We start from the raw sequence: 17,301 nt of genomic DNA on the forward strand, positions 1-17,301 counted from the left end.
ATGTCGGAGACAAAAGCGCCGCAGGCAACTTTTACTCCAACTGTTCTATCGAGTTGTCAGCTTAACGACGTAACGTGCTGCTAGCCCATTGCGTCAACAAGACGCTTCTGAAGCTTAAGCAGTTTCTGCTGTGTATCTTCAAGTTCTGCAGCGCGAGCTTTTTCTTTTTCAACGATAGCAGCCGGAGCGTTGTTAACGAAGCTTTCGTTACGAAGCTTACCGGAAGCCTGTTTGAGATCTTTTTCAACTTTACCCAGCTCTTTGTCGAGTCGGGCAAGTTCGTCTTCAAAGTTCACGAGACCTTCGAGAGGTACGATTACTTCGTTACCCTGAACGACGCTGGAAGCAGAAGCTTTTGGTGCTTCTATGGCTGCGCCGAGCTCAACGTTTTCAAGGCGGGCAAGAGCCTGCATAACTTCCATCGCATCTTCATACAACGCTTTTACTTCATCAGAAGCGGTACGGATGAGTACACTAAGGCGAGTCTGCGGAGCAACGTTAAGTTCTGCTTTAATAGTACGCACTGCAACGATTGTTTCCTGAATAAGAGTCATAGCTGCTTCAGCTTCTGCATTTTCACATGCAGGACGCATTTCAGGGTACAACTCAGTTGCAATATCTTTGTTCTCGATTCCCGGCAATACGCTCCATACCTGTGCGGTAATGAAAGGCATAATAGGGTGAAGAATGATCATCATTTCCTGCAAAACAGTCCAGAGTACAAACTGTGCTTTTTCTGCACGTTCGCCGCCTGCCCGCATATCCGGTTTGATAAGCTCAAGGTACCAGTCGCAGAACTCGTTCCAGATAAACTTGTACATGATCTGTGCAGATTCATTGAAATGGTAGCTGGTGATAGCAGTATCCATATCTTTCTTCACAGACTCAAGACGGGAAAGAATCCAACGGTGATGTACGCCGTCAATTTCTTCAAAAGCAAAAGTCTTAGGCTTTTCTTCCGGCAGGTTCATCAGAGCAAAACGAGCTGCGTTCCAAATCTTGTTGCAGAAGTTACGGTACCCGTCGATGCGTTGCTCGGACAGTTTAATATCACGTCCCATTGCTGCGAATGAGGTCAACGTAAAGCGCAGGGAGTCACAACCGTATTTATCAATCATTTCAACCGGGTCAATAACATTACCTGTCGACTTAGACATTTTCTTGCCCTGTTCGTCACGTACAAGAGCATGGATGTACACGTGATGGAACGGAACTTCGTCCATAAAGTGCAGACCCATCATCATCATACGGGCAACCCAGAAGAAGAGGATGTCGAAACCGGTAACAAGTACAGAAGTCGGGTAGAAGGTGTCCAGCTCTTTAGTTTTGTCAGGCCAGCCCATAGTGGTAAACGGCCAGAGTGCGGAAGAGAACCAAGTATCCAGAACATCTTCGTCCTGTACAATATTCTTGGAACCGCACTTACACGTGGTTGGATCTTCAATTGCGACGATAAGCTCGCCACAATCCTGACATGTCCATGCCGGAATACGGTGTCCCCACCAGATCTGACGGGAAATACACCAGTCACGGATGTTATCAAGCCAGTGGTTGTAAGTCTTAATCCATGACTCAGGGAAAATCTGAGTAAGCTCAGGCACTGCTGCACGGGCACGTGGAGCAAGCTTAGTCATTGCCACAAACCACTGAGTGGATACAAACGGCTCAACAATGGTTTTACAACGGTAACAGTGACCAACACTGTGTTCGTGCTCTTCGATACGATCAAGGAAGCCTTCAGCTTTAAGCTCTTCAAGAATCTTCACTCGTGCTTCAACGCAGGTAAGACCTGCATAGTCACCAGTATCTTCGTTGAGGGTACCGTCTTCGTTAAGGATGTTCATCACCTCAAGGCCATGTTTACGGCCAAGTTCCCAGTCATTATGGTCATGGGCAGGGGTAACTTTAAGACAACCTGTACCGAATTCGATATCTACATAACTATCACCGATGATGTCGAGTTCACGTCCAACAAGTGGAAGAATTGCTTTTTTACCGATGAGATGACTGAAGCGATCATCATCAGGGTTAACAGCAATAGCGGTATCCGCAAGCATGGTTTCAGGACGGGTGGTCGCGATAGTAAGATCGCCGGAACCGTCCGCGAGTGGATATTTAATGTAGTGCAGAGCACCCGGTTCGTTAGCGTGATCTACTTCGTCATCTGCGAGAGCAGTGTGGCAGCGAGGGCACCAGTTAATGATGTAGTCGCCTTTGTAGATGAGATCTTGTTCGTGAAGTTCAACAAAAACTTTACGAACAGCTTTGGAAAGACCTTCGTCCATGGTGAAGCGTTCACGGGTCCAGTCAACGGATGCACCCATTTTACGAACCTGATTAAGGATACGGCTGCCGTATTCCTCGCGCCATTCCCACACACGTTCAACAAATTTTTCACGGCCAAGATCGTGACGACCCAAACCTTCAGTTGCAAGCTTGCGCTCTACAACGTTCTGAGTAGCAATACCTGCATGGTCAGTGCCCGGTACCCACAGAACTTTTTTACCTTTCTGACGCTGGTAGCGACAAAGGATGTCCTGCAAAGTAAGGTTAAGAGCGTGCCCCATGTGCAGAGCACCTGTGACGTTCGGTGGCGGAATAACAATAGAATATGGTTCACCTTCGGCATCCATATCCGGTGTAAACACGTTGTTTTCTTCCCAGTACTTTCGCCACTGGTCTTCAACTGTTTGAGATTCATACCCCTTAGAAAGAGCGTTTTCCGCCATACTGCTACTCCAAATTCGTTATTGTATTCAGGCATGTAACAGCCTGATTTTGTACCTTATATACGCCTAAGCCAACGTTGCATAGTCGTTAAACTTTCGGCAAGCGGGCTAAGCCCCGCACCTGCAAGGAGAACATTCTCCTTGACCGCGATTGAGGACTGCCCTTTTTCAAGTTAGTCTTGTAATTATTTGCACTCGCTGCCCTCGCTTGATAGAGTGCGCTTCCACGACTGCAAAAAGTCAGATTAATTAGCGGAAGGACAATGTCAAGCATCTATATATTATGGGACGAATCCCACCTATGGGGTTTACTCGTCTGGCGGGCACTGGAAGCAATGAAACTTCCATATTGCATTGTGCGGGGAGAAGAAATAGCGCAGGGATTGCTTTCTTGCAACCCACCAGCTCTACTTCTTGTTCCTGGAGGCAACGCCAGACTTAAAGCAGACGCCCTTGGTTCTACGGGAATCGAGGAAATACGTAAATATGTTGCTAATGGCGGAAAGTACTTAGGCTTCTGCGGCGGCGCAGGACTCGGGCTTACCGGTAAAAATGGCCTTAACCTCTGCCCATGGGAACGGGCAAAATTTACCAACCGCTTACAACACTTTGTCAGCGGGCACCTTCATTCCGCTATCGGTGCTGACATTTCCCAAGCGGCTGACCTTATTCCAGAGAATTTTCCCGCAACTCCAGCACTTCCTGTTTGGTGGCCAGCAAAATTTTCTCCAAAAGAGAATACTGATGTCGAAATTTTAGCCAGCTACACAACGCCTGATAATGATTTCTGGATTGCAGACCTGCCACTTAACACCTTGCCTCCTGGAACATTCAATGAATGGGAAGCACTTTACGACATCAAACTTCGTCCAGAATTTCTTGAAGGTCAGCCCTGCATTCTTGCAGGTAAATACGGTGAAGGCCGTTATGTGCTAAGCTACACGCACCTTGAAACACCAAATTCTCCTGATGCAAATGCCTGGCTCGCCCACATCATTGCCACACTCACAGAAGGTACTGTAAGCACAAAACAAACGCTGGTAACAGACTGGCATCCTTCAACCGAGCCACCGCAATGGACAGATGAAAAGCTACTGGAAGCAAAAGGGATATTTGACGATATAGTCACAATTGGCAAGAACCATTGTCTTTTCTTTGCAAGAAACTCATGGCTTATTGGCTGGCGGGCAGGAATTCCGGGTGCAAACCTGAATAACCTCTACAACGGGCTATGCTCCGCTGTCTCCATGCAGCCTACTCCTGCTGCGGAAAACTACTGGGCTTCTGTCTCTGATGAGTTCATGCACAACCTGCATCTCTTTTACGAGGGAGTAAAAGGATATCTGCTAGCAGAACGCCTTGCCATGACCTTATCAAAAACGTTTCCGGAAACTGTTTCTACAGAATCACTACGCAACCAGCGGACGGCACTTTTCGGCCCTCCAATGGCAAGCGGGGGGCTATATCTTGAACTTCTTCAGACATTAGACCATGTTGTATATCTTCTACTGCCGCACCATATACAGCCATAGTGTTCTATAACCCACATGGGGTACAGGGCACGCACGTTCAATAACACATTAAAAAGCCCATTCTGTTGTAACCATTCAACAGAATGGGCTTTTTTTATGTTGTAGCATTATTAAACACCACCATAACCTATTCAAACAGTTAGGAAGTGTAGGCAACAACTCTTTAGTAGACTTGGTATTCTTTTCTTTAATCCTTGCTGCAAGACGTTCACGATTCTATCATACCAAGTGAGAACGACACACACTTGGCAAGGAGTTTCTTTTCATGAAAAAGATTTTCTTACTGCTGCTGCTCTCCGGATTAATTTCCTTAGGTATCAGCTCTTACACTACCGTTTCTATTAATCCTATCCTCAAAAAAACAGTGCATTACATTGGCCCTCGAGTCATGGGATCAAAAGTGCAGCTTGAGGATGCCAAGTTATCTACGCTCTCCGGTTATGGTTCACTTCAAAACGTCTATCTTGGTAACCCGGTTGGGTTCCCTCGCGGACACTGTATTCAGATTGGAGCAATTGATGTGGATATGCTTCCATCATCCATTGGTACAGGTACCATCATTATCAATGACCTTACCATCAAGGATATGGACATTGCGTTTATAACACAGCGTAAAGAAAATAACTTTGCACTGTTACTCCAGAACTTACGACGAAAACTTCCCGAAGCTCCGGTCTTTCCGCCCAATCCAAGCAAAGAAATTGACTACGCTAATGTAATCGGAAATCGATATGTCATTAAAAATGTGCATATCATCAGCCCGTCAGTCAGTGGCTCAATGCCCAAACCACAAAAAGCAAACTTTAGCGTCATGATGGACGATATGAACTTTTCAGACATTGGTGCCCCGGAACATGGCGTTCCGTTTCTGGTGGCACTTGAACAAATTCTAGCCAAAATAGAAAATCGGGTTCGTTACGCTGTAATGGACACATACGCCCGCTACAAAAACTACTAACAATCAATTATGCAATACCCCTCTACACAAAAACTTTGTACATTTAGCACTGTATAAATAAAACATTTCCGTAAGCAACGTTTCATTTTCTTTTACAGCAATAAATGCAAAAAACTAAAACGCATCTATTTATAATATGTGCATGTGCTTTATCTATTCACTGTTTATTTATTTTTTTTAAAATTCAACATAGATTTTCCATTTACTCTACTACAACGTAGTGATAGTCACGTCACCACGATATAGAGAATGCAATATGGAGAATTCATTCGATGTTTGACACAAATTTTGATGTAAATTTTATCTGGCTGGCTTGGTTTTCATTAGCAGTAGTTTTTTTCCTTATTGAAATGTTTACTCCAACCTTCATTGTTATCTTCTTCTCTGCAGGAGCCGTGCTGGCCGGTTGCGCAGCACTGCTTGATATGTCTTTGACATTTCAAGTCGTGACTTTTTTCTCCTCTTCCATCGCCCTGCTCATCCTTCTTCGTAAAAAAATGCCGAGCATGTTCAGTCAGGATACCGTGGATAATGAAGTATTCACAGACGCTGCACTGAACTCAAAAGCAACCGTTACTGAGCCGATAACAAGTGCTACAGCCGGACGCATAAAATATCAGGGTACTTTCTGGAATGCTGAATCAACGGAAGAAATCACTTCCGGCACAATTGTAACGATTCTCGCCCGAAAAGAATCCGACCCCAATACTTTCATTGTTAAAAAGGATTAACATGACCAGTCTTATTACTTCTATAGTTATTGCCGTTCTCGTTCTCATTACACTCATTAAAACTGCTATTGTTGTACCGCAAAAAAGCTCTTTCGTTGTTGAAAGATTAGGCAAGTATTCTAAAACACTTGATGCGGGCCTGCATATTCTTATCCCTTTTGTAGACAAAGTTGCCTATCGTCGTTCCACCAAAGAAGAAATTCTCAACATTGCATCTCAGTCCTGCATTACCAGTGACAACGTCGTCGTTGAAATCGACGGAGTACTCTATATCCAAGTGCAGGACGTTATGAAATCCTGCTACGGCGTAAACGACTACTACCTTGCTGCAAGCCAGCTGGCACAAACATCCCTGCGCTCTGCCATCGGTAAGATCAGCCTTGATAAAACCTTTGAAGAACGCGACAGCATTAATGCTGCTGTTGTTGGTGCTGTTGATGAAGCAGCACGTGAATGGGGCATCAAGGTTATGCGTTACGAAATTCAGGACATCACCCCGCCGGAAAGCGTTATGCATGCAATGGAACAACAGATGAAAGCTGAACGTGAAAAACGTGCAGAAATTGCCAGTTCCGAAGGTGACAGACAGTCCCGTATCAACCGCGCGGAAGGTTACAAACAGGAAGCAATTGAACTTTCTGAAGGTGAAAAACAGAAAAAAATTAACGAAGCAGCCGGTCAGGCACAGGAAATTCTCCTTATTGCGGAAGCAACATCTAAAGGCATTTCCCTCATTGCAGACGCTATGTCCGGCCCTAATGGTAAGGATGCAGCACAGCTTAAAATTGCTGAACAGTTTATTAATCAATTCGGTAAAATGGCTGAAAAATCCAACACAATGATCATTCCAGCTGACATGGCAAATGTTGGCGGCATGGTTGCCTCTGCCTCTGAAATTTTAAATCAAATTAAATTAGAGAAATAACTTTTCTCACCAACTGTAAATTTAAGGCTGCTTCTGAGGATTATTCAGGAGCAGCCTTTTGCTTTTAGGATGTTACTTGGCAGCATAATCGTATTTTTTGATGCAGGATTTGGGATGACTTTGCATGTCCTCATGCGTATAGTGCCGCCATGGCAAACATCGGAGAATTTACATTACACGCAACGGACGGAGCTGCCCGTACAGGCGAACTGCAAACTGCGCATGGCGTAGTGCAGACGCCTATCTTTATGCCTGTGGGCACGGTAGGCAGCGTTAAGGGCATCGCTCCTGACGATTTAAATGATATTGGCGCCGAAATTATTCTCGGCAACACCTACCACTTATACCTTCGTCCGGGCGACGAGCTTGTAGCACGTCGTGGCGGATTACAGAAGTTCAATTCCTGGCACAAACCAATCCTCACAGACAGTGGCGGTTTTCAGGTCTTCAGCCTCAGTGATTTGCGAAAAATCAAAGAAGAAGGCGTTACCTTCCGTTCCCATCTGGATGGTTCCAAGCATCTGTTCACACCGGAAAAAGTTATCCAGATTCAGCGCAACCTGAACTCTGATATTATGATGGTGCTCGATGAATGCGTAGGTTTCGGTGCAGATAAAGAGTATACAGCACGCTCTCTGGAAATGACGACCCGCTGGGCTAAACGCTGTCGTGAAGAATATCCTCGCGGCACCGGAGACAACCTGCTCTTCGCCATCACACAAGGCGGCTTCCACAAAGACTTACGTGAACGTTCCATTGCACAGCTGACATCTGAAGATTTCGACGGTTTTGCACTGGGTGGCTTATCTGTTGGTGAAAGCAAAGAAAAAATGATGGAAATTTTATACCATTCTGCTCCTCTGCTTCCAAAAGACAAGCCCCGTTACCTTATGGGTGTCGGAACCCCGCTCGACATTATCAACGGCATCAACGCAGGTATAGATATGTTTGACTGCGTTCTTCCGACCCGCAACGCCCGAAACGGAACTCTGTATACCTCACTGGGTAAAATCAGCATTAAACGTAAAGAATACGCGGAAGATGACGGACCTCTTGATCCAAACTGCAACTGCTACACTTGTCGCAACTTCTCCCGTGCGTATTTACGCCATTTGTATCATGCAAAAGAGTTACTCTCTTTCCGCCTGAACTCCATTCACAACCTTACCTACTTCCTCGACACAGTTCGAGGCGCGCGTAAGGCTATTCGAGAAGGGAAATTTGCTGAATACAAAAAATCCTACGAAGCTATTTACCCTAACGAAGTCGTCTAAAGAACTGCACATTACAGTTCTACAGTCTAATGCAAAAGAAAACGCCCTGTTCAACGAAAGCAGGGCGTTTTTTTATATAAAATATTTCAGGGTCTATTTCATTCTCCCGCAATACAAGAATTTCGACTAGTATGACGCATTTTCTGTTGCGTTTTATATTTGCCCACGATAAATAAGAGTCTGCCTCAACATATGGACCTCGGTTGAAGACAGCAGGAGAGACCCCCTTTTTTCCCCAAAAAAGGAACGGCGCCGAAGATGTAACTCTTTCAGGCAAAAGGACTGCTGCTCGGACGAGCCTCTGGAGAGACTCCGCAAGGAGCACCGAAGGAGCAAACTGCTTTCCCAGTGCAGTGAAACTCTCAGGTAAAAGGACAGAGTGGACCCATAAAACCAATATTGCGTTTTGCCGTCCTCTGTCCCACTTTTCAGTCACACCGTTTCCATTTAGGCACCGCTTAGCGGGGCTGTTTTTTTGCGTTCACGCTTTGACAGCCAGCAAACTGGGAGCATTTAATTACGTTTGTAATCGCCTAGGTGCGATACATATATAGGGGAATATAGATTCCCCTCCTGACTGGTTTGTTGTTGTGGTTGCGATGCGCCGGAGCTTTTTAGTTCCGGCGCATCTGCATTTTATAACACCCGCGTTTTCCCTTTATCGAGTCTTTGTTTTCCCGCCATACGACCTTCTTTTCTATTTAGTATGTTACGGCAGTGTAAACATTATCATTGCTACACCTGCATAAAAAAAGCACTACACTTTCATAGTCCTCTTTTTTTTATGACATTAGGTGAAGCTATTAATAGTGTTTTGTTTTTATCGTTTTTTTCTGCCGTTACCAGTACTTTAAATATAAGAAGTTTTATCTTCACAGGAGCTTACTATGCAGACAGTTTCCTTAAAAAGAAATGGCAAAGAAAACCTAGTATTTACTGGTGAGTTACTTGTGAGCCTTGATGACAGAGAAGTAATGGGCGTAACTCCAAATTGGTGGGAACTGAAACTGTACAAAACCTCAATCGGAAAATTCATCCTGTCCTCCACATTCCATATCAACTACCCTAACAGACGTACGCTGTACGGAGCCCTGAGCTTTTCTGAAGCAGAGCATCTACAGCACTACCTTGTTAACGAATGCAACGGACCTACAAAAATAGCTGATGAATTCATCAACAGAGCTGCCAAGCGTGATAATGCATTTCAGACAATACTCAACAACCAGAAAGGTAGCACTTCCTACAAGCAACCGACTGTTAAGCCTTTCACCTCAAAGGCACTTTAATTTTACAATAAAAAAAGGATGGAGCATGCTCCATCCTTTTTTATTTCATCTATGCAACCTGCTAAGCACAATGACCGGCGCCATCACCTTGCCTTCCAGTAAAAAGCAGAAGACTACGACGTGCGGCAGAATGCAATTATCCTTCAAGTTAAGAACGCATATTCTCAATAATACCATTCAAATCCAACGCAAGCTGTGCCACAGCCTCAACGGCAACCGTCGATTCCGTCATAGCGGCAGCTGTCTGTTCAGAGATATCACTGATAACAGTTACAGAACTGTTGATCTGTTCACTTGCCGCTGACTGCTCTTCAGAAGCAGTGGCAATAGCACGAACCTGATCCGAAGTTGCTTCTACCATTCCCATAATTGACTTCAATGCTTCACCTGAGCGGGCAGCCAGTTCCGTAGAATCCCCTACAAGTTCAACAGCCTTTTCAGTTGCTTCAACGTTCTGGTGTGTGCTGGTTTGAATTGCACCTACATATTCAACAACTTGGCGAGTAGCATTCATTGTTTTTTCTGCAAGTTTGCGCACTTCATCTGCCACCACAGCAAAACCTCGACCAGCATCACCAGCACGCGCAGCTTCAATAGCCGCATTCAATGCAAGTAAGTTAGTCTGGTCTGCAATATCTTCAATTACGGTAATAATCTGACCAATTCCATCAGCGCGGGAACCAAGCACACTCATTTCTTCTTTCAAAGCCTGTGCCTGCTCTGCAACAGCATGAATTTTATCCACAGCCTGAGCAACAATCTGCCCACCTTCTGCGGCCTTTTCCTGCGTTTGTGCAGCAAGTTCCGCAGCATCAGAAGCATTACGGGCAACCTCAAGAACAGACGCATTCATTTGCGTCATTGCGCTTGCAGATTCTCCTGTTAGTTTCTGTTGCTCGTCAGCACCATTACTGGATTGACGAATCTGCGCGGCAAGTTCCTCAGATGCAGACGATACCTGCTCTGAGATATCCTGAGCAGACTTCGCTGCATGGGTAATTTTCTGATTCTGTTCTTCCACCCTACGTTGTTGCCTGCGCATGGTTGTCATATCTGTTATCATCACAAAGACACCAAGCATTTTTCCATCTAAGTCATAGATAGGAGCAGCATCAAAAATAAGAGTTAGCTGTTCACCCACAAAGTTTTCAAGATCACCTTCATTACCAGTGGAAGGCTTACACGACGTAATTACATCATTAATAATACGATCACAGCAAGGGTCGTTAACGATAAACTTAGAAACCGGAACACCTTTATAATCAATAGGTGTTCCTGAAATCCCCATAAGATCAATGGCTTTCTGATTGGTAGATGTAACGTTTCGGTCGACATCACAAATCAAAATTGGTGCTGTCATGCCACGCAGGACCCCTTTTGAAAAACCAAGCTCGACTTTAAGTTTTTCAACCATTCCCCCAAGGTTGTTAGATAAATTCCCGAGCTCATCTTCGCTTTCCACCAAAAATTGTGCATTGAAGTCGCCATTTGAAATGGCGTCAGATGCAGCAGTAATATGCTCAATTGGCTTAATAACGACTTTGCGAATAAAGAACACAACACACAGCACGAGTACAATCAGCCCGGTAAGAGAAATCGCGATGTTCTCGTACATCTGCATGGTAATAGTACTCATGGTTCCTGATATGTCTTTGGTAATAACCAATTGCCCGAGAATTGGCTTGGAAGCACCGTGACAGTGCTTACAGGAAGGCGCGTTAGGAATTGAAATGACCCTGACAAAAACGGGGGTACTACCACCGCTTATAATCAAGTTTTCTGTTATCTTTTCTTGCAGTGCCCGTTTAGAAACATCCGCAAAGCCATCAATAGGCAGTACCCCGGCTATCTGTTTAGCAACATTAATTTGCTGGGTTGAATACGTTACTTCGCCTGCGTAATCTGCAAGATGAATCTTCATGTCAGGATATTCATCCCGCAGGCGACTGAATTCTGCAGTCGTTCCTTCATCATTGCCGACAACCATCGGGCGCTCAATCGCTTCCTGTACCAGTTGTGAAGTCTGTGTCAGTGAATCACTTAATTGCTCCAACATCCCCTCACGCTGAAGAAATGTTGAAGTTCCGATAAGTATAGAGAACACAACAAACGAAATGATGGTGATTAAGAGTGTTATCTTAGCACCTAAAGAAGCCCGTATCGCCATTATGTCCTCCTAGTGTGCACCGCTGTTTACAAGCGGCTTAAACCCAAAATCATTAACTCGTGCTGCATTATGACACACCACGCAGTCTTCTTGATCTGGTTTACGCTTGATCAAATCAGGATCACCGTCTTCAGCATGTGCCGCACCAGGTCCATGACATGTCTCACACCCAACATCTGATAGTTCCGGAGTCACTTCGTAGCTAACAAACCCCCCCTTTTTATATCCAGTAGTATGGCATTCGTAGCATTCTTGTTGCTCCGCCTTTGTAAGTTTAGGCGCCATTACCGCAATACTCTCCCACGATGTGGCTTTCTTAGAATATTGCATAAAACGACCATGTTCTGCTTCATGACATTCCCCGCAGGCAGCTGACCCCACATATTTAGCTGCGAACGCAAAACATGGCACGCACAGAACCAATATGAGAGCAACAAAAAGGACTCTCTGGTTTTGCATATCTTTTCTCCCTTTTTGGAAGAACATTCGCACACTTCCCTACGCTTGCACGAACACTCTTCACGACTACCACCCACGTACTCCTTTTTATAAGGAAACTCTATATCCTCCATCGGTTTCTATTCATCACTCTTTAATTTTTTTAAACCATAGGACAAACGATTAAATAATACTGATTGAGCGATCAACACAATCAAACACACTCAACATCCTTTTTTTATTAAATAAAACTAAAAAAATCAACTTATTTAGCACTCCAAACTCTCTAGCTAAGCACAAAGTCACTCATATTTAAGCACCGATAAAAATCTAAAATGCATCTATCCAATAAAAATATACAGTTCCAATATCATATGTTCTTGCCATGCTCACATATTACACTGCCAGTAGCATTACCAACACACTCACCCATACCGTCTTACAGTAATATATTATTCATTTTATTTTGGGGATTAGAAATGGTTCAAGATCCAAAAGCTTCCCATTTTCGTTCATTACGAAATGTTTTGTTCATTATACTTTGTATTACTTTTGCAATAGGTACATGGCGAATTCTGAACGATACAACTCACAAAGATATTCCAAATGCAGAAAAGACATTTACTGAAGAGCAAAACATCGAAAAATGATTACAATTCCATGTTGTAAACAGTATACTTCGTTTTTCCCTACAGAAGTAAGCGGAGGAATTTATGCCTACAATTGAAGAAGCACTATATATAAAACTTGAAGCATGTGATCCGGCGATTGCAGGCACGTTACATACTATGCTTTGTGAAATCTCATTCACGCATCTTGTAAATACGCTTGAGATTATCAAGCCTGAAGTTCTTATCATAGGCTGCACAACATATTCTAAAGAAATTACAGAGCGCATAGTTGAGGCTAAAAAACACAACTATGGCGCGGTGTATGTCAGTGCATCACAGTACACAACCGCTGATAAACACGATGCATTAGTAGCAGGTGCACGGGATTTCTTTAGTTATCCTCAAAGCAAATTAATTTTAGAACGGGCATTGCAAGACTACATGGCAACCCGCTTAGTTGACCCAAGCAAAGCATCTCGCCCAAAAGTAATTTCCGTTATGGGCGCACGTGGAGGTTCTGGTACAACCTCAGTAGCTGTAAACCTTGCCGCTTGTTTTGCACAAGAAGGGAAACGGGTTGGTTTATTCGACTTTTCAAGACCTTACGGCGATGTCGCCACATTCCTAAATACACCGTCCAAACGTGACAGACGCCATGCGGTGAGAGATTTAAGCCAAATGAATGCATCATTTATTAAAAGTGCCATGTATCATCACAGCAGCGGCATTCTCGCACTGGTTGCGCCTGAAATAACTATGGGAGCAGGGACAGTTGTTCCTGAAACAGTATCTGCAACGCTTATGGCTGCAGCAGACGCATTTGAAACAATTGTTATTGATATGGGCAGCCGTGTTGATGCAGGACTCTACAGAGTAATGGAAATGGCTGATGACAGCTTGCTTATTACCATGCCTACAAAACCCTGCATGAGAAGCGCAAAGCGGTTTGTTGAAACAATTTCAGCAGGTGGATTTGAGAACTTCTGCAAACTCTCGCTTGTTCTCACCGGATGTATTGCCGGCAACACACTGTCAAAATTTGAAATAGAAAAAACCGCTGGTGTTGATTGTATCACCTGTCTACCGGAAGATCAGAAGGGAACGTTCATCGCGATTAACGACGGAACACCTTATTGCCTTTTATTCCCAGATGCTCCACTCACGGTCAGCCTTAAAGAACTTGCCGCCTTACTGCAGCAACACGAATGTCCAGAGGAAAATAAAGAAAGCGAATCTTAGCTATCCTGAATCAAATATTATGATTAAGAAAAGGACAACATTGCAAATTCATCCCTAAAACTTAATAGGTACAACGCAGAGTTCTATACTATGCATCGACCACGCTGCACCTTATTTCCATCGTGGATTTCATAAAATCCGGAGCAAAAATAGAAAAAGCACGCTTTTCGGACTTTTTTTATATTCTTCAGCAAAAAATAATACGTTCAATTTGCCTATATCCCCCTCTAACCAAAGCAACTTCTTTGTGAAAAAAATATTTATCAAAAAAAAGCTTTTTTCCTCTGGACGCTGAGCACAGTATCAGATATTTAGCCCGAGTTCAGACGCGGGTAGCAATATTACTGCTACTTCTTTTTATAGTTTTTAACCAAGGCTTTTGTATGCAGAATACGCAGTTTACGAATAAACAAATTACACTTTCCAGTCTGGAAGGTCTTTTTGCGTGCGTATTTCATGAGTCTTGGACTACGCATAGCTATTCGCAGCAACGATAAGCTGCGACGTTTTCTGTTATTACAAAGGCTCGGAACATACGTTCTCGAGCCTTTTTTTATGGATCTATCAATGCCTGCTACGCCATTTCACGCTGTGAACATGGTCTTGTATGGGCAAAACGTTATTGAGCGCACAGAATACTCTGAAACCGGCCATACCGGAGCACAATCTAAGCTGTAAAACTAAAGGAAAGCACAATGCAGTTTAACCGTCATGCTCTTGCCTACTCCCTTTCGTGGAACATTTTCCTTCTCACCTTTGGCGCAATTATTTTTATAATTGGATATAACGGCATTGCCATACATCACGATTTTATTCCTGCGGGGCTGTATGGATTTGCTGTTCTCGGAAGTTACCTTAGCGATACATTTACAACGTCCCAATGGTATCTCATGTTTAACATTCCAATCTTCGTCATCGCATGGCGCAGTGTTGGCAAGAGATTCTTTTTGTTGAACTTGTATTGCATGCTGCTGATAACGTTCCTTACACAATATTTTACACTGGATCTTCACATTCAGGACAGGCTGCTTGCGTCCATTGCTGCAGGTGTAATTATGGGGCTTGGTAGCGGCATCATTCTGCGTTCCTTCGGTGCCGGTGGGGGTTTTGATGTTCTTGCAGTTATCCTGAACAAAAAATATGGCCTGCGTATCGGGGTGTTTTACTTCATTATCAATGCCGTTCTCATGAGCCTGATTGCCGTTCGCTTTAACCCTGATCTCGTTGTAACTACAGTTATTATGCTTTTTCTCAGTTCATTGGTTACTGAGTACGCGCTGTCCATGTTCAACCAAAAAAAGGGTGTGCGCATAATCTCCTATAAAAATGAGCAAATTATTGAACAAATGCGGCAAGCTCGTCGCCTTAACGGCACACTGGTATGGGGCACAGGCTCCTACTCTGGTAAAGCAGTAAGTATGCTGTTCTGTGTTACAGATAACATCCGCATGAAACAGCTTGAATCAATTGTATTTGATACTGATCCGAATGCGATCTTCATTGTTGAAAACACATTTTCTGTTGTCGGTTCTAACTTTACCCCGCGTAAAATGTACTAGTAGCCCTCCAGCAAGGTTTCTCCTCAAAAAACAACCCCTCACTGGGTACACGAAAATTTGTGTGCTCTGATGAGGGTTTTTTTTATTTATGCAACACATCAAACTCACCTGCGACCGCTTGACGGATTCCCAATCATCTGATGCTGTGCTACGAATTCAAATATTGGAGAGATTATGCCCAAACTATATATCTATACAGTGATACTTAGCATACTACTTGTCAGCACAACAACAGGATGCGCCGTCAAGGCAAAGGGAAATTACACAGTTGAGCACAACATACTGCGTGTGAAATAACAATTCACTGTCTGACATAATACAACTGCACATGATGTTTTCCCAAACGAATATTGACAGCTTAGTTAAAAAAACAAGTTAGCTACCCGACTAAATATTACATATAAATCTTTCACAAAAAAATTTTCAATTTTTAGCAACATTATCAGCATATTATCTTTTGAATTCTAAAAAAAAAGACAGCACACGATAATTATCAACCCTTTATTTTATTCCGGCACAGCACGTAACAAAACTGACAAGATAGCAGCGTATACTATTGCAACCTGCCTAGGATGATCATGCAAAAAATTACTCAAACACTGAAAGCACTATCCGATCAAAACAGAATTCGTATAATTGCCGCATTAATGGAACACAACGAACTATGTGCCTGTCAACTTACAGAACTGTTGGGGATAGCCGGCGCTACTGTTTCACGTCATTTAGGCATCTTGCATAACGCAGAGCTTGTGCAATTTAGAAAAGAAGGACGTTGGGTCTTTTACCGCCTTGGGAAAGGGATTGAATATTCCCAACAACTTCTAGACTGGATTCATGAAAAAGCAATCACCTCTAAAGAATTACAGCAAGACCGTGAGCAGCTACGCACTATTCTTTCCTGCGACCCTGAAGAAATTTGCCGGAAACAGCGTAATGATTCCTGCTGTTCTAACTAGGAAAAACTATGAGCGCTAAAATAAATATTTTATTTTTATGCACAGGCAACTCATGCCGCAGCCAAATGGCAGAAGGTTGGGCAAAACACCTCAAAAGTGATGTTCTCAATGCATATTCAGCCGGTATTGAAACGCACGGTCTCAACCCGAATGCTGTTGCGGTCATGAAAGAAGCCGGTGTAGATATTTCTTCACATTCATCAAAACTGCTTAGTGAACTCAACACAATAAACTTTGATGTAGTTATTACCGTCTGTGGTCATGCACATGAAACATGTCCATACTTTCCAGGGAAAGCCAAAGTTGTTCATGTTGGCTTCCCCGACCCTCCGGCACAGGCAAAAGAACTTGCAGCACAAGGTGCCCCTGAAGAAGAACAGCTTAACTGCTATCGAAAAGTCCGTGACCAAATTAAAGCATATGTTGTTACACTTCCAGAATCTCTAGGCATGTAACACCGCCTTCAAAATATTATTCATAAAAAAAGACTTCAATTTCAGATTGTTGTCTTTTTTTGTTTGAGACTCGTACTTTGTAACACAACTGTCACATAACAAACATATACTACTTCCTGTCAGCCATTGGCAATTATGGCGACGGCAACTCTATTCTACGTCTTGCAGCATGGTCCAGCAATTCCATGCAACAAGACATCTGATCGGGACAGGAAGCCTCTCTCTCCCTGTCCCGATTATCTTTTTCCTTCATAAAACTTCCAGTCTCTAAAACGTACGTTCTTGATTACAAGCCCCCCGCGCATCTTAACCAACATACATTCAGCCTGAATCTTTCAATTCTTTTTTGCAGCAAGCGGAATATGCATATTTTCCCGCTATAGCCCCCCCTTTTTTCCACATAGTCGAAAAAGAAAAGACACCGAAGACAAAAACGTCAAA

General features: G+C 43.6%; 13 protein-coding genes and 1 riboswitch. Of the genes, 10 read left to right on the forward strand and 3 right to left on the reverse strand.

All coding sequences use genetic code 11. The annotated features are described in order from the left end of the window. Positions 1–80: 80 nt before the first annotated feature. Complete coding sequence (locus F461_RS0104430; RefSeq protein WP_019999951.1) at positions 81–2,729, reverse strand: valine--tRNA ligase; 2,649 nt, start codon at positions 2,727–2,729, stop codon at positions 81–83. Between the two features lie 263 nt (positions 2,730–2,992). Here F461_RS0104430 and F461_RS0104435 point away from each other — a divergent pair, with 263 nt between their 5' ends. The 6 genes from F461_RS0104435 to F461_RS17065 all read left to right on the forward strand — a co-directional run bounded on the left by F461_RS0104435 (position 2,993) and on the right by F461_RS17065 (position 9,435). Then, positions 2,993–4,261, forward strand: a complete 1,269-nt coding sequence (locus F461_RS0104435; protein ID WP_019999952.1) for a BPL-N domain-containing protein — start codon at positions 2,993–2,995, stop codon at positions 4,259–4,261. A 265-nt stretch (positions 4,262–4,526) separates the two neighbouring features. Continuing rightward, positions 4,527–5,219, forward strand: coding sequence for a hypothetical protein (locus tag F461_RS0104440; RefSeq protein ID WP_019999953.1), 693 nt, complete (start codon positions 4,527–4,529; stop codon positions 5,217–5,219). Positions 5,220–5,491: 272 nt separating this feature from the next. Beyond that, entirely contained in the window at positions 5,492–5,950 is a 459-nt protein-coding gene (locus F461_RS0104445) for an NfeD family protein (protein ID WP_019999954.1), read from the forward strand. A gap of 1 nt (position 5,951) precedes the next feature. Further along, complete coding sequence (locus F461_RS0104450) at positions 5,952–6,875, forward strand: SPFH domain-containing protein (RefSeq protein ID WP_019999955.1); 924 nt, start codon at positions 5,952–5,954, stop codon at positions 6,873–6,875. A 149-nt stretch (positions 6,876–7,024) separates the two neighbouring features. Next, a complete protein-coding gene (tgt, locus tag F461_RS0104455) occupies positions 7,025–8,149 on the forward strand; it encodes a tRNA guanosine(34) transglycosylase Tgt (RefSeq protein ID WP_019999956.1) in 1,125 nt (374 codons plus the stop codon). A gap of 291 nt (positions 8,150–8,440) precedes the next feature. Beyond that, a riboswitch (glycine riboswitch) is annotated at positions 8,441–8,537 on the forward strand. Between the two features lie 499 nt (positions 8,538–9,036). After that, positions 9,037–9,435: a hypothetical protein gene (locus F461_RS17065; RefSeq protein ID WP_019999958.1), complete on the forward strand. Its 399-nt coding sequence runs from the start codon at positions 9,037–9,039 to the stop codon at positions 9,433–9,435. 148 nt (positions 9,436–9,583) lie between these two features. On the opposite strand, the gene F461_RS0104470 is transcribed toward F461_RS17065, so the two are convergent. Beyond that, entirely contained in the window at positions 9,584–11,602 is a 2,019-nt protein-coding gene (locus tag F461_RS0104470; RefSeq protein WP_019999959.1) for a methyl-accepting chemotaxis protein, read from the reverse strand. 9 nt (positions 11,603–11,611) lie between these two features. Further along, a complete protein-coding gene (locus F461_RS0104475) occupies positions 11,612–12,061 on the reverse strand; it encodes a cytochrome c family protein (protein WP_019999960.1) in 450 nt (149 codons plus the stop codon). A 692-nt stretch (positions 12,062–12,753) separates the two neighbouring features. Between F461_RS0104475 and F461_RS0104485 the strand changes: the two genes are divergently transcribed. The 4 genes from F461_RS0104485 (at position 12,754) to F461_RS0104505 (ending at position 16,860) form a co-directional block, all read left to right on the forward strand. Then, complete coding sequence (locus F461_RS0104485) at positions 12,754–13,890, forward strand: CpaE/TadZ family protein (RefSeq protein WP_019999962.1); 1,137 nt, start codon at positions 12,754–12,756, stop codon at positions 13,888–13,890. A gap of 695 nt (positions 13,891–14,585) precedes the next feature. After that, entirely contained in the window at positions 14,586–15,449 is an 864-nt protein-coding gene (locus F461_RS0104495; RefSeq protein ID WP_019999964.1) for a YitT family protein, read from the forward strand. Positions 15,450–16,027: 578 nt separating this feature from the next. After that, positions 16,028–16,405: an ArsR/SmtB family transcription factor gene (locus tag F461_RS0104500; protein ID WP_019999966.1), complete on the forward strand. Its 378-nt coding sequence runs from the start codon at positions 16,028–16,030 to the stop codon at positions 16,403–16,405. Positions 16,406–16,413: 8 nt separating this feature from the next. Beyond that, positions 16,414–16,860 carry an arsenate reductase ArsC gene (locus F461_RS0104505; protein WP_019999967.1) on the forward strand — a complete coding sequence of 149 codons (447 nt, stop codon included), beginning with the start codon at positions 16,414–16,416 and terminating at the stop codon, positions 16,858–16,860. Positions 16,861–17,301: the final 441 nt, after the last annotated feature.

The organism is Halodesulfovibrio aestuarii DSM 17919 = ATCC 29578 (genome assembly GCF_000384815.1).
Classification (GTDB): Bacteria; Desulfobacterota; Desulfovibrionia; order Desulfovibrionales; family Desulfovibrionaceae; genus Halodesulfovibrio; species Halodesulfovibrio aestuarii.

Coding starts and splice junctions, on each gene's coding strand:
- F461_RS0104495 (WP_019999964.1), top strand. CDS start 14,586: ATGCAGTTTAACCGTCATGCTCTTGCCTACTCCCTTTCGTGGAACATT.
- F461_RS0104430 (WP_019999951.1), bottom strand. CDS start 2,729: ATGGCGGAAAACGCTCTTTCTAAGGGGTATGAATCTCAAACAGTTGAA.
- F461_RS17065 (WP_019999958.1), top strand. CDS start 9,037: ATGCAGACAGTTTCCTTAAAAAGAAATGGCAAAGAAAACCTAGTATTT.
- F461_RS0104445 (WP_019999954.1), top strand. CDS start 5,492: ATGTTTGACACAAATTTTGATGTAAATTTTATCTGGCTGGCTTGGTTT.
- F461_RS0104470 (WP_019999959.1), bottom strand. CDS start 11,602: ATGGCGATACGGGCTTCTTTAGGTGCTAAGATAACACTCTTAATCACC.
- F461_RS0104485 (WP_019999962.1), top strand. CDS start 12,754: ATGCCTACAATTGAAGAAGCACTATATATAAAACTTGAAGCATGTGAT.
- F461_RS0104435 (WP_019999952.1), top strand. CDS start 2,993: ATGTCAAGCATCTATATATTATGGGACGAATCCCACCTATGGGGTTTA.
- F461_RS0104505 (WP_019999967.1), top strand. CDS start 16,414: ATGAGCGCTAAAATAAATATTTTATTTTTATGCACAGGCAACTCATGC.
- F461_RS0104475 (WP_019999960.1), bottom strand. CDS start 12,061: ATGCAAAACCAGAGAGTCCTTTTTGTTGCTCTCATATTGGTTCTGTGC.
- tgt (WP_019999956.1), top strand. CDS start 7,025: ATGGCAAACATCGGAGAATTTACATTACACGCAACGGACGGAGCTGCC.
- F461_RS0104500 (WP_019999966.1), top strand. CDS start 16,028: ATGCAAAAAATTACTCAAACACTGAAAGCACTATCCGATCAAAACAGA.
- F461_RS0104450 (WP_019999955.1), top strand. CDS start 5,952: ATGACCAGTCTTATTACTTCTATAGTTATTGCCGTTCTCGTTCTCATT.
- F461_RS0104440 (WP_019999953.1), top strand. CDS start 4,527: ATGAAAAAGATTTTCTTACTGCTGCTGCTCTCCGGATTAATTTCCTTA.